The organism is Paraburkholderia fungorum (assembly GCF_900099835.1).
GTDB classification, from domain to species: domain Bacteria; phylum Pseudomonadota; class Gammaproteobacteria; order Burkholderiales; family Burkholderiaceae; genus Paraburkholderia; species Paraburkholderia fungorum_A.
Window position 1 is genome coordinate 3,145,992 of the sequence record NZ_FNKP01000001.1, and the last position, 21,075, is coordinate 3,167,066.

The 21,075-nt window shown below is 63.8% G+C and carries 17 protein-coding genes; 13 read left to right on the forward strand and 4 right to left on the reverse strand.

The annotated features are described in order from the left end of the window. Positions 1-108: 108 nt before the first annotated feature. From BLS41_RS13915 to BLS41_RS13950, 8 genes are all read left to right on the forward strand, one after another. Entirely contained in the window at positions 109-624 is a 516-nt protein-coding gene (locus BLS41_RS13915) for a cupin domain-containing protein (protein ID WP_074765388.1), read from the forward strand. 18 nt (positions 625-642) lie between these two features. After that, positions 643-1,665, forward strand: a complete 1,023-nt coding sequence (locus BLS41_RS13920; RefSeq protein WP_074765390.1) for a HoxN/HupN/NixA family nickel/cobalt transporter — start codon at positions 643-645, stop codon at positions 1,663-1,665. Between the two features lie 345 nt (positions 1,666-2,010). Next, positions 2,011-3,684, forward strand: coding sequence for an ABC transporter substrate-binding protein (locus BLS41_RS13925; RefSeq protein ID WP_074766534.1), 1,674 nt, complete (start codon positions 2,011-2,013; stop codon positions 3,682-3,684). A gap of 29 nt (positions 3,685-3,713) precedes the next feature. After that, positions 3,714-4,724 carry an ABC transporter permease gene (locus BLS41_RS13930; protein WP_074765392.1) on the forward strand — a complete coding sequence of 337 codons (1,011 nt, stop codon included), beginning with the start codon at positions 3,714-3,716 and terminating at the stop codon, positions 4,722-4,724. Continuing rightward, complete coding sequence (locus BLS41_RS13935; RefSeq protein ID WP_074765393.1) at positions 4,721-5,599, forward strand: ABC transporter permease; 879 nt, start codon at positions 4,721-4,723, stop codon at positions 5,597-5,599. The genes BLS41_RS13930 and BLS41_RS13935 overlap by 4 nt, the downstream gene beginning before the upstream one ends. Continuing rightward, positions 5,596-7,794 (forward strand): ABC transporter ATP-binding protein, encoded by a 2,199-nt coding sequence (locus tag BLS41_RS13940; RefSeq protein WP_074765395.1) that lies wholly within the window; start codon positions 5,596-5,598, stop codon positions 7,792-7,794. Before BLS41_RS13935 ends, BLS41_RS13940 begins: the two co-directional genes overlap by 4 nt. A gap of 470 nt (positions 7,795-8,264) precedes the next feature. Further along, positions 8,265-9,101, forward strand: a complete 837-nt coding sequence (locus tag BLS41_RS39025) for a hypothetical protein (RefSeq protein WP_074765397.1) — start codon at positions 8,265-8,267, stop codon at positions 9,099-9,101. 382 nt (positions 9,102-9,483) lie between these two features. Then, the gene (locus BLS41_RS13950) at positions 9,484-9,957 is read left to right on the forward strand and encodes a hypothetical protein (protein WP_074765399.1); all 474 of its coding nucleotides are present in this window, start codon (positions 9,484-9,486) and stop codon (positions 9,955-9,957) included. Between the two features lie 65 nt (positions 9,958-10,022). On the opposite strand, the gene BLS41_RS13955 is transcribed toward BLS41_RS13950, so the two are convergent. Beyond that, a complete protein-coding gene (locus tag BLS41_RS13955) occupies positions 10,023-10,868 on the reverse strand; it encodes an aldo/keto reductase (protein WP_074765401.1) in 846 nt (281 codons plus the stop codon). 211 nt (positions 10,869-11,079) lie between these two features. Between BLS41_RS13955 and BLS41_RS13960 the strand changes: the two genes are divergently transcribed. After that, positions 11,080-11,826 carry a GntR family transcriptional regulator gene (locus BLS41_RS13960; RefSeq protein WP_074765403.1) on the forward strand — a complete coding sequence of 249 codons (747 nt, stop codon included), beginning with the start codon at positions 11,080-11,082 and terminating at the stop codon, positions 11,824-11,826. Between the two features lie 132 nt (positions 11,827-11,958). Here the strand turns inward: BLS41_RS13960 and BLS41_RS13965 are convergent, their stop codons facing one another. Further along, on the reverse strand, positions 11,959-13,350 hold the full coding sequence (locus BLS41_RS13965; protein ID WP_074765405.1) for a CoA transferase: 1,392 nt from the start codon (positions 13,348-13,350) through the stop codon (positions 11,959-11,961). Between the two features lie 134 nt (positions 13,351-13,484). Between BLS41_RS13965 and BLS41_RS13970 the strand changes: the two genes are divergently transcribed. Further along, positions 13,485-14,708 carry a citrate/2-methylcitrate synthase gene (locus BLS41_RS13970; RefSeq protein WP_436971983.1) on the forward strand — a complete coding sequence of 408 codons (1,224 nt, stop codon included), beginning with the start codon at positions 13,485-13,487 and terminating at the stop codon, positions 14,706-14,708. A gap of 33 nt (positions 14,709-14,741) precedes the next feature. On the opposite strand, the gene BLS41_RS13975 is transcribed toward BLS41_RS13970, so the two are convergent. After that, positions 14,742-15,047 (reverse strand): DUF2917 domain-containing protein, encoded by a 306-nt coding sequence (locus tag BLS41_RS13975; protein ID WP_074765409.1) that lies wholly within the window; start codon positions 15,045-15,047, stop codon positions 14,742-14,744. 172 nt (positions 15,048-15,219) lie between these two features. Between BLS41_RS13975 and BLS41_RS13980 the strand changes: the two genes are divergently transcribed. The 3 genes from BLS41_RS13980 to BLS41_RS13990 all read left to right on the forward strand — a co-directional run bounded on the left by BLS41_RS13980 (position 15,220) and on the right by BLS41_RS13990 (position 20,122). Then, entirely contained in the window at positions 15,220-16,635 is a 1,416-nt protein-coding gene (locus BLS41_RS13980) for an aminotransferase-like domain-containing protein (protein ID WP_074765411.1), read from the forward strand. 185 nt (positions 16,636-16,820) lie between these two features. Beyond that, complete coding sequence (gene mdtD, locus BLS41_RS13985) at positions 16,821-18,269, forward strand: multidrug transporter subunit MdtD (RefSeq protein ID WP_074765413.1); 1,449 nt, start codon at positions 16,821-16,823, stop codon at positions 18,267-18,269. Between the two features lie 578 nt (positions 18,270-18,847). Then, positions 18,848-20,122 (forward strand): EAL domain-containing protein, encoded by a 1,275-nt coding sequence (locus BLS41_RS13990; protein WP_074766536.1) that lies wholly within the window; start codon positions 18,848-18,850, stop codon positions 20,120-20,122. Here BLS41_RS13990 and BLS41_RS13995 read toward each other — a convergent pair. After that, complete coding sequence (locus BLS41_RS13995) at positions 20,078-21,061, reverse strand: sigma-70 family RNA polymerase sigma factor (RefSeq protein ID WP_074765415.1); 984 nt, start codon at positions 21,059-21,061, stop codon at positions 20,078-20,080. The genes BLS41_RS13990 and BLS41_RS13995 overlap by 45 nt on opposite strands. Positions 21,062-21,075: the final 14 nt, after the last annotated feature.

The following is a 21,075-nucleotide window of genomic DNA, read 5'->3' on the forward strand; positions in this document are numbered from 1 at the left end:
CACACAGCACTTTTTGAACATGCAAAAATGCCAGACGGCGCCGACCTGAACACAGGAAGCGCCGGACAACGCCGGGACCGCCGGGAACCATGCTTGGGAGGAGACACCATGAGCCAGGATCACGAACACCCGCATTACCGCGACGATCAGCCCGCAGCGCCGGTCGATTGGCGCGAGCACGGCGTGAAGGTCATCAAGGGCGATCAGCTCGACAGCAATACCGCGCAGACGCCGGGCATGAACCGCGCGGCCGCGATCAACGCCGCGCGGGTCGGCGCGCAGAAAATCTGGGCCGGTACCGTGACGATCCACCCGAACGCGAAGACCGGCGCGCATCATCACGGCGCGCTCGAAAGCGTGATCTACGTGGTGCGCGGCCAGGCGCGCATGCGCTGGGGCGAGCATCTGGAATTCACCGCAGAAGCCGGTCCGGGCGACTTTATTTTCGTGCCGCCGTATGTGCCGCATCAGGAGATCAATGCCAGCACCGACGACCCGCTCGAATGCGTGCTGGTGCGCAGCGACAACGAAGCGGTGGTGGTCAACCTGAACATCGACGCGGTGGAAGCGCCCGAAACCGTGTTCTGGGTCGATCCGATTCACAAGCATCCGCACGACCATTAACTCCTTGCCACGCGACTCATGACGCCAACCGCTTCGCTGCGCCCTCGCCTGTTCACGCTGTATGCCGTGCTGATCGCCGCCAATCTCGGTGCCTGGGCATGGGCGTTGATCGCGTTTCGCCATTACCCGCTGCTGCTCGGCACCGCGCTGCTCGCTTATGGTTTCGGCCTGCGCCATGCCGTCGACGCGGATCACATCGCGGCTATCGACGCCGTCACGCGCAAACTGATGCAAACCGGCAAGAAGCCGCTCGGCGTGGGGCTGTCGTTTTCGCTGGGGCATTCGACCATCGTGATTCTCGCGACGATCGGCATTGCGTGGACCACGCATTCGCTGCACGGCCGCTTCGAGACTTTCAAGGCCGTGGGTGGCACGATCGGCACGCTGGTGTCGGCCACGTTTCTGCTGGTGCTGGCGGCCGTCAATCTGGTGATTCTGCGTGACGTGTGGCGTCGTTATCGCCATGTTCAACATGACGTCGAAACCGCTGTTCAGGCACCGGACGATGCGATTGCGCCCGCTGGCCTGCTGTCGCGTGCATTGCGTCCACTGTTCCGGCTCGTGACGAAAAGCTGGCACATGTACCCGGTTGGCGTGCTGTTCGGCCTCGGCTTCGACACCGCCACCGAAATCGGCTTGCTGGCGATCGCCGCGTCGCAGGCGGGCACGGGTCTGCCGCTGTATTCGATCCTCGTATTTCCCGCCCTCTTCACGGCAGGCATGACGCTGGTCGATTCGACCGATAACGTGCTGATGGTCCACGCGTACGGCTGGGCCATGGACGACCCGAAACGCAAGCTGTACTACAACGCGAGCATCACGTTCGTGTCGGCGGTGGTGGCAATCGTGATCGGCGGCGTCGAGGCATTGGGATTGCTGTCGGACAAATTCGGCCTGAACGGCGGCCTCTGGGATGCGGTCGCCAGCGTCAACGACCGCTTCGGCGCACTCGGTTACGGCATTGTTGCGGCGTTCATGGCGTGCTGGATCGGCTCGGTGCTGTTCCATCGCTGGCGTCGTCCGGATGCGCTCGTGCGGTAATTTCAACGCGTGATCATGCGGTGCCGCGCGGCGTAACCGGTAAGGATGCCAGCGGCGCGTGCGTGCAGTCGTCATGACCGTAAGACTCGCGTGGATCATCGAGCCGCGACCGTTGTGATGGCGATACACAGCGGCTCTTTTATCCGCCAATCGACAATCGGTCGACGCTGCGAGCGTGCCGCATCGCAAGGCAATCGCTTACACTGAAGCGGCTTTGCGCAGGCTTTGATTTTTCGATGTCGCATGCCGACGTCGCCATTGCACTCGCGTTCGTCGCATGGCGTATTTTGCGTCGGCGGCGCGACGCTTCAGAACCGGCAACAGAACGGACTGGACACTCCATCGATGAAAACTCCCGCGGACCGACTTCTCGCACTCGACGCAGCCCGCCTTGCTGCCGATGCTCACGGCACCCACGGCCACCACGCCATCGACGAATTCCTTGCCGGCCGCATCACGCGCCGCGAGTTGCTGCGCTATGCGAGCGTGATCGGTTTGTCGCTAGCGGGCGGCGGTTTGCTGAACCTGCCGCGCGCGCAGGCTCAGGCCGCGGCGGGTGCAGGCAACCAGACGATCCGCGTAGCTCATCTGACGCCTGCGGGCGCTGTCGATCCCCTCACCGTGACAGACGCCGCGAGTCTCGCGCTGCTGAATCAGACCGGCGAGTTCCTGATCGACGACGACGGAGAAAAGCTGATGCTGAAGCCCGCGCTCGCGTTGTCCTGGAAGCCGAACGACAAAGGCGACGTGTGGACCTTCACGCTGCGCCAGAACGTCAAGTTTCACGACGGCCAGCCGTTCGGCGCGAAGGATGTGGTCGCCACCTTCGACCGCCTCGCCGATCCCGCGAGCGGCTCGGCGGCGCTCTCCGTGCTCAAGGGCGTGCTGTCCAAAGGCGGCGCGAAAGTCGTGGACGAGCACACGGTCGCCTTCCATCTGGATGCGCCGAACGGCAACTTCCCGTACTACGTTTCCTCGGACAATTACAACGCCGTGATCCTGCCCGCGAACTACGCGGGCGGTTATGAGAAGACCTTCATCGGCACCGGTCCGTTCAGGTTCGAGAAGTATCAGCCGAAGGTCGGCGCGTCGTTCGTGCGCAATCCCGATTACTGGGGCGAGAAAGCGTTACCGCAACGCGTACAGTTCTCGTTCTACGCCGACGAACAGGCGCAATTGCTCGCGCTGCAGGGCCACCAGGCCGACGTGATGGGCACCTTCACCGTGCAGGGCGGCGCAGGCATTCTGAACAACCCGGAATACAAGGCCGTGGGAGTGAAGTCGAGCGCGCACCGGCAGATTCATATGCGCAACGACAATCCGCTGTTCAAGGACAAACGCGTACGCCAGGCGCTGGCGTTGTCGATCGATCGCGATGTGCTGGTGCGCGGCCTCTTCAAAGGCCGCGCGCAACTCGGCAACGACAGTCCGTTTGCACCGGTGTTTCCGTCATCCGATGCAGGCGTCGCTCAGCGCAAGATCGATATCGCGAAGGCGAAGCAACTGCTCGCGCAAGCCGGCGTGCCGAATGGTTTCGACGTTACGCTGACCACCGAGAAGTACATGGAGATTCCCGATCTCGCGGTGGTCGTGCAGAACGCGGCGAAAGCCATTGGCGTGCGCATCAATCTGAAAATCGAGAGTCAGTCGCTGTATTACGGCGCGGGCACGCCGGGCAAATCCGACTGGCTCGACTCTCCGCTCGGCATTACCGATTACGGTCATCGCGGCGTGCCGAACGTGTTCCTGAACGCGCCGCTCACCAGCACCGGCACATGGAACGCCGCGCACTTCAAGAATCCGCAATACGATCAACTGGTCGCGCAATTCGTTGCGGCAATCGATCTGCCCTCGCAGAAGAAAATCTCCGGGCAAATTCAAACGCTGTTGCTCGACGAGACGCCCGTCATCATTCCGTTCTTCTACGATCAACTGATCGCGATGCGTAAAGGCGTGAACGGCGTGCGCTTCACCGCGCTCGCGCAACTGTATTTCGACCGCGCGGTGCTCAGCGCGTAAGCGCAGGCGATGCCTGGCAGGAGATCACGATGTCGTCCACGGTGACCCCTTCCGCTTCCCGTCCGTCGAATGGCCATGCGGGCCGCGCCGTGCGTTTTCTGGCGACGCGCGTCGGACTGTCGTTGATCACGTTGTGGCTACTGTCGGTGATCGTGTTCGCGGGCGGTCAGCTGCTGCCTGGCGATATCGGCCGCGCGGTACTCGGTCCGCTCGCCGATGCGCGCGCGGTCGCCGCGCTCAATCATCAACTCGGCGCGGATCGTCCGTTGCTCACGCAGTACGTCGACTGGATTTCGCATTTCTTGCGCGGCGATATGGGGCTTTCGTATGCGTACCGCGAACCGGTTGGGCCGTTTATTGCCGCCGCGCTTGGCGCTTCGGCGAAGCTCGGCCTGCTCGCGTTTATCGTCGTGGTGCCGCTTGGGATTGCGGGCGGCGTGTGGTCGGCGATGCACGCGGGACGCTGGCTCGATCGCACGATCAGCATTGCCGGATTGTCGGCCACGGTGGTGCCGGAATTCGTGTCGTCGATCGTGCTGATTCTGGTGTTCGGCGTGTGGCTGCAATGGCTGCCGATCGAAGCGTCGTATCCACCCGAAGCCAGCGTGTTCGAACAACTCAGGCATCTGATTCTGCCGATACTGCCGCTGGTGTTCGTCTTCTTCGGCTATATCGCGCGGATGGCGCGGGCGGGCACCGTCGAGGCGCTCGATGCCGACTACACGCGCACCGCGATCCTCAAAGGCCTGCCGCGGCACATCGTGATCTGGCGACACGTACTGCGTAATGCGTTGCTGCCGACCATCACGGTCGCCGCAACTCAACTCGGCTATATGATCGGCGGACTCGTGGTGGTGGAGACGCTGTTCCACTATCAGGGCATCGGCTCGCTGATCTACAACGCCGCGAAGGCCAAGGATTTCCCGATGCTCGAAGCGGGCGTGCTGACTATCGGCGTGGTCTACACCGTCGCCAATCTCGTGGCCGATGCGCTGCATGTGCTGCTCAATCCGCGTCTGCGTGTGAGGAGCGCCGAATGAGTGCGACCGCTCCGCAAGCCACGCCGCCTGTCCAGACTGCTTCGAAAGAACCGCGCTTCGACTCGTTGCGCGAGTTGCTGCGCTCGCCCACATTCGTCGTGGGCGCGCTCATCGTGTTGTGGTGGATCGTGTGCGCGCTTGGCGGTCAATGGATCGTGCGCATCGATCCGTACGCATCCGATCCGCTCAACTCGTTGACGCCGCCCGATCACACACACTGGTTCGGCACAGACCAATTGGGCCGCGACGTGTTCTCGCGCGTGATCGTCGGCGCGCGCGACATCCTGACCATTGCACCGCTGGCGACCGTGCTCGGCACGGCGGCGGGCACCGCCCTCGGGTTGATCGTCGGCTACTTCGAAGGCTGGGTCGACAGCATCGTGGGGCGCGTGATCGACGCCGTGCTTGCACTGCCGCTCGTGATCGTCGCGCTGCTCGCGCTGGCGGCGGTCGGTGCGTCGAACCTCACGGTGATTCTCGTAATCGGCATCACGTTCACGCCGATCACCGCGCGCACCGTGCGTGCCGCCGTGTTCGCCGAACGGCATCTGGACTACGTCGCCGCTGCGCAACTGCGCGGTGAGCACGCGCTGTACATCATGTTCGTCGAGATTCTGCCGAACGTATTGCCGCCGATCGTCGTCGAAGCCACCGTGCGGCTCGGCTACGCGATCTTCGCGGTCGCCACGTTGTCGTTTCTCGGCTTCGGCATTCAACCGCCGTCCGCCGACTGGGGACTCGCGTTATCCGAGTCGTACACGCTGATGGCGGGCGGCGCATGGTGGACCGTGGTGTTCTCGGCGGCCGCAATTGCGTCGCTGGTGGTCGGCGTGAATCTGATCGCCGACAGCGTGCAAGGCGTACTCGACCGATGAGCCAACCGACGCCCTCCTCTTCAGCCGCGTTCGCCGCCTTCGACGTATCGAAGAGCGACCGCACGGACGCACTGACCGTCGTCGGCCTGACCGTCACGTACCGGATTCGCGGACGCGACCGCGAAGTGCTTCAGGACATCTCGTTTCGCGTCCGACGCGGCGAAGCGTACGGGCTGGTCGGCGAATCGGGTTGCGGCAAATCGACCGTCGCGATGGCGGCTGTGCGCTATCTGCCGCGCAACGGCAAGGTGAAGGCGGGCAAGATCCTCATCGCTGGCGACGACGTGCAGAAGCTCGATGCCGACGCGCTGCGCCATATGCGCGCGAATACGACGTCGATGGTCTATCAGGACCCGGGGCGCGCGCTGAATCCATCGCTGACTGTCGCGCGGCAGGTTTCCGAGGCGTTCGAAGCGACCGGCATGGCGCACGACGAAGCGTTGCAGCGCTCGCTCGACATGCTCAAGCGGGTTCGCATCGCCGCGCCCGAGCGCGTGATGGACAGCTATCCTCATCAACTATCGGGCGGCATGCAGCAACGCGTGGTGATCGCGATGGCGCTGGCATCGAACCCCGCGCTGCTGATTCTCGACGAGCCGACGACCGGGCTCGACGCGACCGTCGAAGCGGAAGTGCTCGATCTGGTGGCGCAGTTGCGCGAGGAACTCGGCACCGCCGTGCTGTTCATCAGCCATAACCTTGCGGTGATCGGGCGAATGTGCGAGCGCGTCGGCGTGCTTTACGCCGGCAAGCTGGTCGAAGAAGGCGCGACTGAAGATGTGTTCGCGCGGCCGCGTCATCCATACACGGTTGGGCTGTTGCGCTGTTTGCCGACCACCGGGCGCAGCAAGGACAGCGAGCGGCTCGACACGATTGCGGGCAGCCTGCCGTTGCCGGGTTCGGTCACGCAAGGCTGCATTTACGCGGACCGCTGCCGTCTCGCCGACGACCGGTGCCGTCGCGACGCGCCGCCGCCGCATCGGCTGAGTGCGGCGCATGGCGATCAGATGTCGCGCTGCCACTACCACGAACGCGCGATCGAATTACCGCGCGCGACGCCGCAAGCGTTGCCTGTCCATGACGCTGCGGCTTTTGCTGCGGGCAAACCTGGCGAGCCGTTACGCCCCGTGCTGCGCGCGCAGAAACTCTCGAAGACATTCCACGTAGGCGGCACACCGCTCCTCGCCCTCGACGACATTTCGCTCGATCTTGTCAGCGGCGAGACGCTCGGCCTCGTCGGCGAATCGGGCAGCGGCAAGACGACGCTCGCGAAGCTGATGCTCGGCCTGCTCACGCCCGACGCGGGCAGCGTGCTCGAACTCGATGGCGCGCCGCTCGCCGCGCGCGTCACGCGACGCAACGACGAACAGATCAAGTCGATGCAGATCGTGTTCCAGAATCCCGACTCGGCGCTCAATCGCGCGCATTCGGTGAAGCGCCTGATTGGCCGCGCGTTGAAGCGGCTCACGCCGTTGCGCGGCGCCGCCGTCGACGAACGGCTCGACACGTTGACCGAAGCCGTGCGTTTGCCCGAACGTTATCTCGACTCGCGCACGCGGCAGTTGTCCGGCGGACTCAAGCAGCGCGTCGCGATTGCGCGCGCGTTTGCGGGCGAGCCGCGCGTGGTGGTATGCGACGAGCCGACTTCCGCGCTCGACGTCTCCGTGCAGGCCGCGATCCTCAATCTACTCGCCGATCTGCAACGAGAACGCGGCGTCAGTTACGTGTTCATCTCGCACGATCTGCATGTGGTGCGCTATCTGTCGGACCGGATCGCGGTGCTCTATCTCGGCAGATTGCTGGAAATCGGCCCGGCGGCAGCGGTGTTCGACGGGCCGCATCATCCTTATACCGAGGCGCTGCTGTCGTCGGCTCCGGCGCTCGACGGCGAGAACAGGCAGGCGCGCATCCGTCTGTCCGGCGACCTGCCGAGCGCGGTCTCGCCGCCTTCCGGCTGCGTCTTTCATACGCGCTGTCCGCGCAAGATCGGCGCGATCTGCGAGCAGGAGCCCCCGCCTTTCGTCGATGCCGATGGCGATGGCGATGCCGTGCATCGAATCCGCTGCCATATTCCGGTGGAAGAATTGCGCGCGCTTCAGCGTGTCTCGCGTGAAGGCGCGAGTGGCGATGCGTCCGGCGATGCGTCCGGGATCGTGTCCACGATGGCATCCAGGGCCGGCAAGGGTAACGAGTAGCGCGGTTCGTCCCAGCCCCGCGCCAGGCGATTCACGCGGCTTTCTGGCCGCGCGTTTCATCGCCGAAACGTTTTCATGCGTTTTTTCATCGTGCGCATCGCACATGCTCATCCGGTACCTGTCGCCGCAAGGCTTTGCGGCCAGTGGCATGGTTATCGCTAAGTATCGTCCAGACATTTGAAGCCGGACAGCGCGGAAGATCGGCGGCGGCATGCGTTTGTGCGCGTGCCGTTCAGCGCCACGCGATGCGGTAAAAGAGTCGGAAATCGTAGCGGTAAAAGAGGTAACGCAGGACTGACGCGCCGGGGCGCGCGTCGGCGAATCAGGCACCGTTTGGGTTGGCAGCAGTGAGTGAACAGGCCCAAACGACCCGGGGGCGGCGAGGTCCGCAGTCAGACAGGTCCGCCGCTGCGGAATCAGCGTGAGAGAGGACGGTAACGAGGCACCGTTGTTCCCTCGGGAGAGACGTGATGAAGACCAGAAAATCCAATCGATATTATTTCGGGATCCTTCGGAGTACAGCTGTCGCGGCTGGCGTGATTGCGCTGGCGACGGGCGTGGCGTATCCCGCATCGACGGAGGTGATCCCCGAGTGGATGCTGCTCGCCGACACGCCGTTGCCTGGCGGCAGCCAGCAGGGCTCGACGCAAGCCGCACCGGACAACGGCGCCGCGCCCGACGCGGTGGCCACGGGCGCGGCGCCCGGCGACACCACCGCCGCCGACGATGCCGCTGCACTATTCGCGCCGCGCGACTGCAATAGCGTCAACATCGGCGGATGCGCTCACCATGGCGGCGGCAGCGGCAGTAACGGCGCGGCGAGCGCGGGCGCGAGCGGCAACAGCGGCGGCGGAGCGGGTGCCGGGAACGGCGGCGGCAGCTCCGGTGCGGGAGCAGGCGCAGGCGCAGGCGGGAAAGGAAATAGCGGTGGCGGTAATGGGGGGAGTAGTGGAAGTAGTGGAAGTAGTGGAAGTAGCGGAAGTAGCGGAAGTAGCGGAAGCAGTGGCAGTAGCGGCAGTAGCGGCAGCAGTGGAAGTAGCGGAAGCAGCGGAAGCAGCGGAAGCAGCGGAAGCAGCAGTGGTAGCGCAGGCTGCGGTTGTGGCTCCAGCGGCGGCCCAGGCGGTGGCAAGAGCGGTGGCTTCGGTGGCGGTTTTGGCAGTGGCAAAGGCGGTGGTTTTGGCGGTGGTTTTGGCGGAGGCTTCGGTGGCGGCTTCGGCGGTGGCTTTGGCGGAGGCTTCGGCGGCGGTCACGGAGGTAAGGGTGGCGGCGGTAACGGCAGTGGCAATGGCGGAGGAAACGGGCACTAACAGTTGCCCGGTCTCCTGGCAGGGTGCCCCCGCGCCCTGCTCTCGCCGGCAACATGCCCGGCACTACCGTTCGCGATCCGCTGGCATCGGCGGTGATGTCTCGATCCCCCGGTCGAGCATCACCGCCCGAGGCCGGTCCGAGGTCCAGCGAGCATCCCGATTCGGGAATCCCCTTAAGCGCGCGGCAGCCGGCCTCCGGTAAGCTGTCGAACAGGCAATACGCGCAGGCGAAGCGGGCTCTCCAGCACTCACAAAACCGTCACATACCCCCGCTCGCGAACAGCTGGAATACAAATCAACCGGTCGCGCACAACTGTTGTGGAACCAATCTGAGGCGACGAGCCTCATATCACATTCAACGTTCGATATGAGGGCCCACCACATGCAACGAAATGTCTCCCCGTCCGCAGCACGCGTGGCCAGCGGCCTGTTCATGACTGCCGCGCTGGGCCTGACCTTGGGCCTGACTTCGCTGGCTCAGGCGCAAACCCCGGCGCAACCTATGCAGCCCACCATGTCGCAAGCGGCTCCGCCCGTCGACCCCACCTTCTCCGCTTACTGGCTCGCCCAGACCTGTCAGAAGAAAAACGACAACGTCGCGCAAGGCCAATGTGTCGGCGCGATTCGCGGCATCATCCACGGTTATCAGTATGGGGTGCTGTTCCTCGGTCAGCGCGGCACGCTGCCGCCCAATGAAACACAGCGCGTGTCGCTGTGCCTGCCCAACACGCAAGTCTCGTCGATCGTCGACGACTTCCTCGCAGACGCTGCCCAGGTCGACCCCGACGCACTCAAGCACACCTCGGCGGAAGTCGCGCTGCTCGGTTCCGTGCACCTCCACCACGCCTGCACCTGATCACGTCGCGGCACAGCGAATCGCTGTGCCGTCGCTGTGCCTTCAACCCGCAGCTAACGCGGCGCTTACAGCATTTCGAGCGCCCGCTTGCTGCGCGGCGGCTTGAAGTATGTGTCGAGAGCCGCCAGTTCATCAGCCTGCAGCCGCAATTGCAACGCGCGATGGTTGTCGCGCACATGCTCGACGCTCCCCGCCTTCGGAATCGCGCACACGCCGGGTCTGAGCAACACCCACGCAAGCGCCACCTGAAACACGGACACTCCGCGTGCATCGGCGATATCGTCGAGCGGCGAGCGTTTCGGCAAACGGGCGTGGTCGACCGGGCTGTAGGCCATGGCCGGCATCTTGCGCCCGGCCATCCACGGCAGCAGATCGAACTCCGGGCCGCGACGTGCGACGTTATAAAGAATCTGGTTGGTCGCGCACGCTTCGCCGCCGGGCATCGCGACGAGTTCTTCCATGTCGCCGGTGTCGAAATTGCTGACGCCCCAATGCCGGATCTTGCCCGCGTCGCGTAACGCTTCAAAAGCTTCGACGGTTTCCGCGAGCGACACCGAGCCTGGCCAATGCAGCAAATAGAGGTCGAGCCGATCCGTCTTCAGACGCTTCAGGCTGCGTTCACACGCCGCGATCGCGCCGCGCCGGCTGGCGTTATGCGGATACACCTTGCTCACGAGAAAGACCTGATCGCGCAAACCGGCGAGCGCTTCGCCGAGCAGCGATTCGGTCGCGCCGTCGCCGTACATTTCCGCCGTGTCGATCAGCGTCATGCCGAGTTCGATACCGCAGCGCAGTGCGTCGATTTCGGCCGCGCGCCGCGCCGGGTTTTCGCCCATCTCCCACGTGCCCTGCCCCAATGCCGGAACGCGCTCGCCGTCGGGCAGGCTCACGCCTGCGATATCGCTTGTCATGCTGACTCCTCGAAATGGCTCGATGCAAAACGATGCCGCGCGGACCCTGTCCAGATGTTCTGGAACGTCCCGACAACCCGTCGCGCGGCGAAAATCATCACGAGGAGTTTAGTCGCTCGACGAGCATTCGACGGGGCACCTGGCAAAAGCCCGCTATAACGTGGCACGCCGATGTCATAGAATTGCCGCTTGCCCATCTTGCGTGAGCCCCATGACCTCTGCCTCGGAAGACCGTTGGCGCGATCTGCGCCCGGACCCGGAAAACGACACGCCGCTTTACCTGCAACTTGCTCGCAAGCTCGGCTCCGCCATCCACGAAAACCGCTGGAATGCCGGCGAAGCGCTGCCCTCGGAACGCGTGCTGTCCGAAGCGCTCGGCGTTTCGCGGATCACCTCGCGCAAGGCAATCGCATTGCTCGTCGAGCAAGGTTTGATCCGGCGCACCCAGGGCGCAGGCAGTTTCATCACGCCGCGTTATGAAGACCCGCTGTCGCGTCTGTCGAGCTTCAGCGAAATGCTGCGGCGGCGTGGCTTCACGCCGAGTTCGAAGTGGTTGTCGCGCGAGATTTCGCCGGCCAATCGCGACGAGGTGATCCAGCTGGGCTTGTCGCCCGCGGCGGCGGTGACGCGGCTGCGTCGCTTGCGGCTGGCCGACGGCATCGTGATGGCGGTGGAAAATTCCACGTTTCCGTCTGCGGTGATTCCCGATCCGCAGGCCATCGGCGATTCGCTTTATACGTATCTGGAGAATCGCGGTCTTTCGATTGTTCGCGCGTTGCAGCATTTTCGCGCGGTCAACGCGAACGAGGAAATCGCGCAGCAGATGAGCATTGCGCCGAACGAAGCGCTGCTGCTGATCACGCGCGTCGGCTACACCGCCGATCAGCGGGCGATCGAATTGACGGATACATACTGCCGCAATGATTACTACGATTTTGTGGCGGAGTTGAGGAAGTAGCAGCGGTTGGCGCTGGCGACGCGGATGCAGGCGCGCAGAGGTTTGCGGAGGATGCGCGGCCTGCTTACGCGCGCTGGCGCATCCTGTCTCCGCTCAACAGCTAACGTGTAAGAGCCGCGCCGCCTCGAATCGTCACCACCACCTGGCCTCGTGCGCCCCCACCCTCGCCGGCGGCAACGAAAAGTACGCAGGCGTCTCACTGAGCTCCTCCGCAGGCTTCACCCCTGACACGCGCCCGAATTCGGAATCGACGGTCATGAGACAGTCACGCACGTCGTCGAGGGTGACATCCGGAGTTTGCCAGCCGTCAGGCATCGTTCCAAAAGACTGCAACCAGCGCCCGGTCTGCGCAAGCGACACGCGCACATGCCAGCTTCCGCCCTCGGTCGCGCGTCGCGCCAATGCGGCCATTGCGCCGAAAGCGGCCAGATAGCCGGTCGCGTGATCCAGCGCCTGACACGGTAAATGCCTCGGCGCGTCGCCGCCCGCCGCCTGCCGTTCGGTGAAAGCAATCCCGCTCGCCGACTGCACGAGGCTGTCGAATCCGCGCCGCTGCGCCCACGGCCCCTCGTATCCATACGCGCAGACCGACACATACACGATCCCCGGCCTGATCCGCGCAAGTTCCTCGGGACCCAAGCCGCGCGCCGCCAGCGCGCCTGGCCGATAAGCCTGCAAGAACACGTCGGCGTGTTCGGCCAGCCCGCGCAACGTCTCGCGCCCGGCTGCATCGCGCAGATCGACCACCGCCGAGCGCTTGCCGCGCCCGTTATCGATCACCAGCGGCGCAATGTTCGGCAGATGCGGACCGTTGATCATCAACACGTCCGCGCCATGCTGGGCGAGCGCACGTCCGGCCACCGGCCCCGCGATGATGCGGGACAGATCGAGCACGTGCACGCCTTCGAGCGGCCGTTCTGCACCTGTCTGGCGCGGCGCCTCCGGCGGCGCATCGCCGATGCGTTCGATTTCGAACAGCGGCAAGCCCGCAATCGCCTTCGCCTGATCCAGCGCGGCCCATTCGTCGGGCGTGCGAATCAGCGCCGCGCAGAGGCCCGCATCGGCCAGCGTCTGGTCAAGCGTCGCGCCGTCCCATCCGCGAATGGCTTGGGCTACCGCAGCAGGATCGTTGTTGCAGCCGAGCACCTGCAGAACCCCGTGCAGATGATGCGCAAAATTCGTATGCAATTGAATCCAGCGGCCGTCGCGCGTCTCGTAAAAGCCAGTCACCGGATCGCGCAACACAGGCGGCGGCCCACCGTCGATCCGCAGATAACGCTCGCTGCGAAACGACGCCAGCGCGCGCCGCATCTGCACCGTGACGTGTTGCCGGCGACCCGTGCGCAAGCGATGAAATTCGGCGGCCGCCAGCCCGGTCGCGGCGATCGTCGCCGAGGCCAGGTTGCCGACCTGATAGACCGAGGGCAAGCCCGGATCGGCACCGGAGAGCGTGACGGATCTCAGCGTAGTCGGGTCGCATCCGGCGACAGTCCAGATATGTTTGAGGGCAAGTTCAGGCGTCATGGCGATGATGTCGGCACAGGAGGAAAGTGAACCGAGTCTAGAATTCCGCTCAGCGCCAATCAATCTTGATTATGATAATCAACATATATTGATTTCTTCGGTTCTTAAGCGTTTTCATGCCAACTGCAAACTTCATGAACGCCACTGAAGCTGCCGCCGCGCTCGGCATCAGCCTGCCGACTCTGTACGCGTACGTGAGTCGCGGCATGCTGAGTTCGTCGGCGGATAGTCAGGGCAAGCACCGGCTCTACGATGCCGCCGAAGTGCGGCGTCTCGCGCGACGCAAGCAGGACGGCAAGCGCGCCGGCAAGGTCGCGCAAAAGGTGCTGGACTGGGGCGTGCCCGTGCTCGAATCGTCGATCACGCTGGTGGCGAAGGGGCGTCTGCTGTATCGCGGGCACGACGCGATGACGTTGGCGCGCACGGCTTCGCTGGAAGAGATCGCCGCGTTGCTGTGGGATTGCAGCGCGCGCCGGATCGCCGATGCGCCCGCCGCGCCGCTCGCCGCCACGCAATGGACGGCGTGGCTCAAGCTCTGGAGCGACAGCACGCCGCTCGATCGCGCGCTCGTGCTGTTGCCTGCCGCGGCGGCGCACATGCCGCGGGTCTGGGCGCTCGGCCGCGATGCGCAACTCGATACCGCTTGCGCCGTCATGCGGCTGCTGGCGGCGGCGATGATCTCGGCGGCGCCGTCGAACGAACCGCTGCATCGGCAACTGGCTGCGGCGTGGAATGTGCGCAACCGCCAGCAAATCAGCCTGTTGCGCGCGGCGCTGGTCGCGTGCGCGGATCACGAACTGAACGCATCAACCTTTACGGTTCGCTGCATTACGTCGACGGGAACGCACCTGTTCGGCGCGGTGGCGGGAGGGCTGGCCGCATTGGCCGGTCCGAAACACGGCGGCGAGACAACGCGCATTGCCGCGCTGTTCGACGAAGCGTCACGCGCGCCCGATCTCGACCGCTATCTGGCAAACCGTCTCGCGCTGCACGAACAGGGTTCTTATGGACCTGGCCTGTCGGGATTCGGCCATCCGCTTTATCCGGACGGCGACCCGCGCGCGCGGCTCCTGCTCGACATGCTCGCGGACTGTGCGCCCGCGCGCTCGCCGATGGGCGAAGTCACGAAGCTCGCGCGCGCCGTGCACGACACGACCGGCGCGGAGCCGACCGTCGATTACGCGCTGGCGGCGATCGAACGCGTGCTCGGGTTGCCGACCGGAGCCGCCTTCACACTGTTCGCGGTGGGACGGGTGGTCGGCTGGATTGCGCATGCGATGGAACAGGCGCGCGATGGACGTTTGATCCGGCCGCGCGCGAGGTACATCGGGGAATACGAAGCGGACACCGAAGGCTGACGGCGTGCTGCGCTTTAGCGTTATCTGGTCAGGTCAGGCGACGCCGAGCCAGCGCGGCAGCCGGCTCAGCGCCGACAACCCGAACATCGGCTTCGGCATCGCGCGCTCGGAACCGCTCGCCAACGCAAACCGCGCGCCGCATTGACTCGCGCTGATCCACGCAACCGATCCGCGCGGCAACTCGATCGATTCACCGGTACGCAGCCAGTGATCCTCGCTGCCACCCTCGACGGTCAGCCAGATCTCGCCCGAGATCACCTTGAAGGTCGACGGACGCGCGACACGCCAGGCCGCCACCGGCTCACCCTGTTCCAATTCGAAAATCCGGACTTCACGCATCGCTGTTCTCCTTCAAGGAATTTTCTTCTGTTGCAGGAATTATTGACGTGCGATGATCGGATACCCATGCACACTTCCGAACACTTTCATCGGAACTGTTCAGTCAAAAAAACGGACAGTTGGCGTGGGCAGGCGTCGTTGGGTGAAGGAAGGACAGGAAGGAAGCAGCAGCATGAAACTCGAAATCCAGCTTGATCGTGAAAACGGCGTACCGCTGACCGAGCAGATCGTCACAGGCGTCATGGGCTGGATCCGGTCTCGCGCGACACATCCGGGTTCGAAGCTGCCGTCCATTCGCCAGTTCGCCGCCGATTTCAACGTGAGCCGTTTCCCCGTGATCGAGGCTTATGACCGGCTCGTGTCGCTGGGTTATGTCGATTCGCGCCACGGTTCGGGCTTCTATGTCGCCGACCGTCAGCCGGTTGGCCCGCACTGTCAGGGCACCTCGGACCCGCGCCGCGCCGAGGACGAATCGGGACATCTGCTGCAGCAGTTCAACCATCCGGGCGAGACGCTCAAGCTGTGCAGCGGGTTTATCCCCGAAGGCTGGCGCGACATGGAGAGCATTGCGCAGGCCATTCGTCACGTGTCGCGCACCGATCCGGCGAGCATGGTCGATTACGCCACGCCGCTGGGCAATCTGACGTTGCGCGAACACCTGCAAAGCCGCATCGGCCTGCTGGGAATTCAGGCCGACACCTCGCAGATTCTGATCACCAACGGCGCAAGCCAGGCGTTCGATCTGCTGATGCGCTACATGCTCAAGGCCGGCGACACGATCTTTGTCGAAGACCCCGGTTACTACAATCTGTACGGGCTGTTCAAGCTGCACGGCGTGAATCTGATCGGCATTCCGCGCACACGGAACGGTCCCGATCTCGATGTGCTGCAGACGCAACTCAAGCTGCACCGGCCCAAGCTACTGTTCATCAACACGGTGTTCCACAATCCGACCGGCACGACGGTCGCTCCGCAGGTGGCGTTCCGCATCCTGCAACTGGCGCGCGAGCATGGTTTCGCGATCATCGAAGACGATATCTACGCCGATTTCCAGACCGAACTCACCGACCGGCTCGCGACGCTCGACCAGCTCGAGCATGTGATTTACGTGGGCGGGTTGTCGAAGACGCTGTCGTCGTCGCTGCGAATCGGCTGCGTGGTCGCGAGCCACGCGATCATCAAGGATCTGGTCGACATCAAGATGCTGACCAGCATTGGCGGCTCGCGCTTTGCCGAAGCAGTGGCCGTGGCGATGCTGGAGCGCGGCGCCTATCGCAAATATCTGGAGCGCCTGCGACGCCGGATGCGCGACGCGCTGGGCTCGACCATCCGCACGCTCGAAGATGCCGGCTGGGAGATTTTCGACAAGCCGGTGGGCGGCAAGTTTGTGTGGGCGCGGGTGCCCCATGTCGGCAATGCTGAGCGGCTGGTGGAATGCGGTGCCCCCATGGGCGTGACCGTGGTGCCGGGCAGCCACTTTCGGCCGAACATGGAAGTTAGCCCCTGGATCAGGATTCATGTGGCGTTTGGGAATGATCCCAAGGCGCAAGCGTTTTTTCGTGCGGCGGCGGAGTTGGACGGCGATTGACGCCAGTACTTAACGTGGCTTGATTGGGCCGCAAGTCGGGCAAGCGGCCGAACCTGATCTGATGCGCGGGTTGTGTGGCCGGAGATTGATCCGGTTGGCATGGAATACCCTCCCCACGCTGCGCGGCACCGCGCTTTTCCCTAGAATACGAATCCCAGCCCGCCCGCACGCGCCCCGCGCCCTCCATGTCCACGCCGACTCCGCCTGCCGCCGCTTCCTCCGCCCCTCCGGCCCGCTCGCTCAGCGTGATGCTGTGGGTTGTCGCCACGGGCTTCTTCATGCAGACGCTCGATTCGACCATCGTCAACACCGCGCTGCCCGCGATGGCGACGAGCCTCGGCGAATTGCCGCTGCGTATGCAATCGGTGGTGATCGCCTATTCGCTGACGATGGCGGTCATGATTCCGGTGTCTGGCTGGCTCGCCGACAAACTCGGCACCCGGCGCGTATTCATGAGCGCGATCCTCGTGTTCACGATCGGTTCGCTGCTGTGCGCGAACGCGCACACGCTGAACCAGCTGGTCATTTTCCGCATCGCGCAAGGCGTGGGAGGCGCGATGCTGTTGCCAGTGGGACGGCTCGCGGTGCTGCGCACCTTTCCGGCCGAACGCTATTTGCCCGCGTTGTCGTTCGTTGCGATACCTGGTTTGATCGGACCACTGATTGGCCCGACGCTCGGCGGCTGGCTGGTGAAAATCGCATCGTGGCACTGGATTTTTCTGATCAACGTGCCGGTGGGCATTATCGGCTGCATTGCGACGTTTATTTTTATGCCGGACAGCCGCAACGAGGACACCGGCAAGTTCGACCTGAAGGGTTACCTGCTGCTGATTGTCGGCATGATCGCGATCTCGTTTGCGCTCGACGGCCGCACGGAATTCGGTATTCAACACGCCACCGTGCTGGTACTGCTGATTCTGAGTCTCGGCTGCTTCGTCGCGTACGGTCTGCATGCGCAACGCGAACCCTCTCCGATTTTCTCGCTGGATCTCTTCAAGATTCACACGTTCAGCGTCGGGCTGCTGGGCAATCTGTTCGCGCGAATCGGCAGCGGCTCGATGCCTTATCTGATTCCTCTGCTATTGCAGGTGAGTCTCGGCTATAGCGCGTTCGAAGCCGGCCTGATGATGCTACCGGTCGCCGCCGCCGGCATGGCGTCCAAACGACTCGTGACGAAGTTGATCATTAAGTACAGCTACCGCAGCGTGTTGATCGTCAACACGGTACTGGTCGGCGTCGCCATGGCGAGTTTCGCGCTCACGAGCGCAAATCAGCCGCTGTGGCTGCGGCTGGTGCAACTCGCGCTGTTCGGCGCCGTCAACTCGATCCAGTTCACCGCGATGAACACGTTGACGCTCAAAGACCTGGGCACCGGAGGCGCCAGCAGCGGCAATAGCCTGTTTTCGCTGGTCCAGATGCTGTCGATGAGTCTCGGCGTGACTGTCGCAGGCGCGTTGCTCGCAACCTTCACGGGCCTGCTCCAGCGAGTGACGGCGATCAATTCTCTGCCTGCATTTCATGCGACCTTTTTGTGCGTTGGGATTATCACGGCGGGCTCGTCGTGGATCTTTGCGCAGTTGTCGCCGGATATCCGCACGCCGGTGAGGAAGACGGATCCGTCGGAGCGGACTTGAGGGGTGGGGGCCTGCTGGTTTGGGGTGACTGCTTCGAGGGGTGCCTTCAAGGGTTGCTGCTTCAGGGCGGCTGGTTCCGGAGTGCTGGTTTGGGATGGCTGGTTTGGGGTTGCATTCGGGAGTTGCCTTCGAGGGTTATTGCTTCAAGGGGTGCTGCTTGAGGGCGCTGGTTCCGGGTCGAGTTGCGGACAGCCCAGGGCGTCACGCGCTTTCGCACCGCGAGCTCGACCCGTTTTCAAGCGACCTTCGGTCCACCCTGAGCGCTGCCCTTTGATCTGCGCGTTCGAACCGCCCTTTTAAACTCCCTTTTCTAGCGGCATTGTCCAGTCGCGCTTTCGCCCCGAACCTCCTCCCACTTCGACCCGCAACGGGGCGGGAACCGCACCAGCAAAGTGCGAACCTACTCCTCCTTGCCCACGCTAGCGCGCAATCGTCGTATCAGACTGCGGAACTTGCACGCTATGTTGTGTTTCCCGCTCGCGCACAGTTCTTGCTCGGCTATCCTGTAAACTCACGTTTTGCGCGTGCCGATCTGTGTCGAGCATGCAACCGCGCAGCACTTCCACACGACTGACATGATGAGCATGATCGAACTCGATCCTCCCGGCTTTCAGCCGCCGCGCCCGGTAGCAGGCGACGAAGGCTCCCGGCGCACCGTTCTATACGGCGGCTACACCGTATTCAGCGTGTTTCAGCCGGTTTTTTCGGTGTCGCACCGGCGTGCGATCGGGTACCACGCGTCGCTGCGCGCCCACGACGAACATGCGCAGCAGGTGCCGTCGCACGAAGTTTTCACGCAGGCCGCCCGACGCGGTGACCTGCTGGAACTCGGCCGGCTGGCCGAATCGCTGCATCTCGGCAATTTCAACGCCTTCGACAGCCACGACGAATGGCTCTTTCTGAGCCTGCACCCAGCGGCGCTGATGGACACGAGCTACGGCGATGCGCTGCTTGCCGGCCTCAAAGCCCTCGGCTTGCCGCCTCAGCGCGTGGTGCTGGAGGTGTCCGAACAGGCAGGTGGTGAAACCACGCGCTTCGCCGAAATCATCGATGCGCTGCGCAAATCCGGCTTTCTGATCGCGCTCGACGGCTTCGGCGCGAAGCATTCGAACATTGACCGCGTGTGGAATCTGCGGCCGGACATCGTCACACTCGATCGCTGCATTCTCGCGCAAGCCAGCGAACACTCGCATATCGAACGCGTGCTGCCTGGCCTCGTTTCGCTGCTGCACGAATCCGGACAACTTGTGCTGATGGGCGGCCTCACCACCGAGCGCGACGCGCTGATCGCGCTCGAATGCAACGTGGACTTTGTCCAGGGCGCATTCTTTGCGGGTCCGAGTGTCGAGCCGGTTAAACCGCAAGCGGCGGCCGGTTTGATGGACTCGCTTTCCGCAGCACTTCGCGAACGGGTCACCGCACGCGAACGCGCACAATCCACGCGACTCGCACCCTACGTCACCGCACTGGAAACCGCAGCCGCACAATTGGTTGCCGGTGACTCGATTTCAGCAGCAACCGCACCGCTACTTACGCTCGGCGAAACAGCCCGCTGCTTCGTACTAGACGGGTCAGGCCGCCAAATTGGCGATAACGTACTGCCACCGGGGCGCACTTCACAACGCGCCAAACGCTTCCGCCCGCTGCTGCATTCGGAAGGTGCGAGCTGGGAACGCCGACCGTACTTTATCCAGGCGATGCGCGTGCCCGGCCAGGTGCATCTCACTCCCCCCTATCTGTCGATCAATGAGGCCCACCTGTGCGTGACAGCTTCGATCGCCGCCCACACGCCGCACGGCACACAGGTGCTATGCGTAGACATCAACTGGGAAGTCGCCGCTCACCGGAATTGACGGAGCGGGATTTTGCTGGATTCGTGTGAGCAGTTGCGTGACTGCCGCACGACCTACCACGCGATTTAGAGCTTGCAGACGCTCCTCGCCGGTCACGATGCGCAACGAGATTATCTTCGTCGACCCCACCACGCCGTCTGTCCACACGTCGAGCAGACCGACCACGTCGCCTTCGAAGAACAGCACGACGCACATCGCTCCCTGCACAGATACCACCTCGGCCGTGTTCGCCTGCCGCGCAAGCGACGTAACGGTGTCCACCCACCCTGCCGAAGCCGGCTCGCGCGCGGACATAGCGGCGCAAACGGGCGCGTCGCTGACAATTTCCGGCGAGTCGCTGAAGAGCCGCAACAGATCTGTTCGATCCCGCGCCTCCAGCGCTGTGCGCAGCCGCTCTACGATCTGTGCATGCGCGGCAGGATCAGGGCGTTGTGACGGTGCACCCGCGCGTTGCAGACGCGCTTTGGCCCGATGGACGATCTGCCGGCAAGCGCCCGGCGTGCGCTCAAGAATGCTCGCAATCTCTGCGTAATCGCAGTCGAAAGCTTCATGCAGCACGAACGCAGCGCGTTCGTCCGGCTTAAGACGTTCGAGCAGCAGCATCACGCCATAAGACATCTCCGCTGCCCGCAAAGCCAACTCTTCCGCCGACGGCGCAACCTCATCGAGCCACGGCTCAGGTAGCCAACCCGAAGCCTGAGACGCGCGTTCGCGCTGCGCCTGCCGCAAACGGTCGATTGCCGTACGGGTGGTAAGCGTGGTGAGCCAAGCAGCTGGAGTTTGCACCGCTCGTGTATCGGCCAGATGCCACTTGAGCCAGACGTCCTGAACTACGTCTTCCGCTTCGGCGCGGCTGCCGAGCATTCGGTACGCCAGCGCAATCAGGCGGGCGCGCGCTGCCTCGAAACTGGATGCCTTGTCGTTTCCCTGTTCCATCATGCGTAGATCTCCAG

What these genes read in the sequence shown, in the direction of transcription:
- BLS41_RS13925 (WP_074766534.1), top strand. Translation starts at nt 2,011, where the DNA reads ATGAAAACTCCCGCGGACCGACTTCTCGCACTCGACGCAGCCCGCCTT.
- BLS41_RS13970 (WP_436971983.1), top strand. Translation starts at nt 13,485, where the DNA reads ATGAACGCCACTGAAGCTGCCGCCGCGCTCGGCATCAGCCTGCCGACT.
- BLS41_RS13920 (WP_074765390.1), top strand. Translation starts at nt 643, where the DNA reads ATGACGCCAACCGCTTCGCTGCGCCCTCGCCTGTTCACGCTGTATGCC.
- BLS41_RS13935 (WP_074765393.1), top strand. Translation starts at nt 4,721, where the DNA reads ATGAGTGCGACCGCTCCGCAAGCCACGCCGCCTGTCCAGACTGCTTCG.
- BLS41_RS13940 (WP_074765395.1), top strand. Translation starts at nt 5,596, where the DNA reads ATGAGCCAACCGACGCCCTCCTCTTCAGCCGCGTTCGCCGCCTTCGAC.
- BLS41_RS13975 (WP_074765409.1), bottom strand. Translation starts at nt 15,047, where the DNA reads ATGCGTGAAGTCCGGATTTTCGAATTGGAACAGGGTGAGCCGGTGGCG.
- BLS41_RS39025 (WP_074765397.1), top strand. Translation starts at nt 8,265, where the DNA reads ATGAAGACCAGAAAATCCAATCGATATTATTTCGGGATCCTTCGGAGT.
- BLS41_RS13915 (WP_074765388.1), top strand. Translation starts at nt 109, where the DNA reads ATGAGCCAGGATCACGAACACCCGCATTACCGCGACGATCAGCCCGCA.
- BLS41_RS13960 (WP_074765403.1), top strand. Translation starts at nt 11,080, where the DNA reads ATGACCTCTGCCTCGGAAGACCGTTGGCGCGATCTGCGCCCGGACCCG.
- mdtD (WP_074765413.1), top strand. Translation starts at nt 16,821, where the DNA reads ATGTCCACGCCGACTCCGCCTGCCGCCGCTTCCTCCGCCCCTCCGGCC.
- BLS41_RS13955 (WP_074765401.1), bottom strand. Translation starts at nt 10,868, where the DNA reads ATGACAAGCGATATCGCAGGCGTGAGCCTGCCCGACGGCGAGCGCGTT.
- BLS41_RS13965 (WP_074765405.1), bottom strand. Translation starts at nt 13,350, where the DNA reads ATGACGCCTGAACTTGCCCTCAAACATATCTGGACTGTCGCCGGATGC.
- BLS41_RS13950 (WP_074765399.1), top strand. Translation starts at nt 9,484, where the DNA reads ATGCAACGAAATGTCTCCCCGTCCGCAGCACGCGTGGCCAGCGGCCTG.
- BLS41_RS13995 (WP_074765415.1), bottom strand. Translation starts at nt 21,061, where the DNA reads ATGATGGAACAGGGAAACGACAAGGCATCCAGTTTCGAGGCAGCGCGC.
- BLS41_RS13930 (WP_074765392.1), top strand. Translation starts at nt 3,714, where the DNA reads ATGTCGTCCACGGTGACCCCTTCCGCTTCCCGTCCGTCGAATGGCCAT.
- BLS41_RS13980 (WP_074765411.1), top strand. Translation starts at nt 15,220, where the DNA reads ATGAAACTCGAAATCCAGCTTGATCGTGAAAACGGCGTACCGCTGACC.
- BLS41_RS13990 (WP_074766536.1), top strand. Translation starts at nt 18,848, where the DNA reads ATGAGCATGATCGAACTCGATCCTCCCGGCTTTCAGCCGCCGCGCCCG.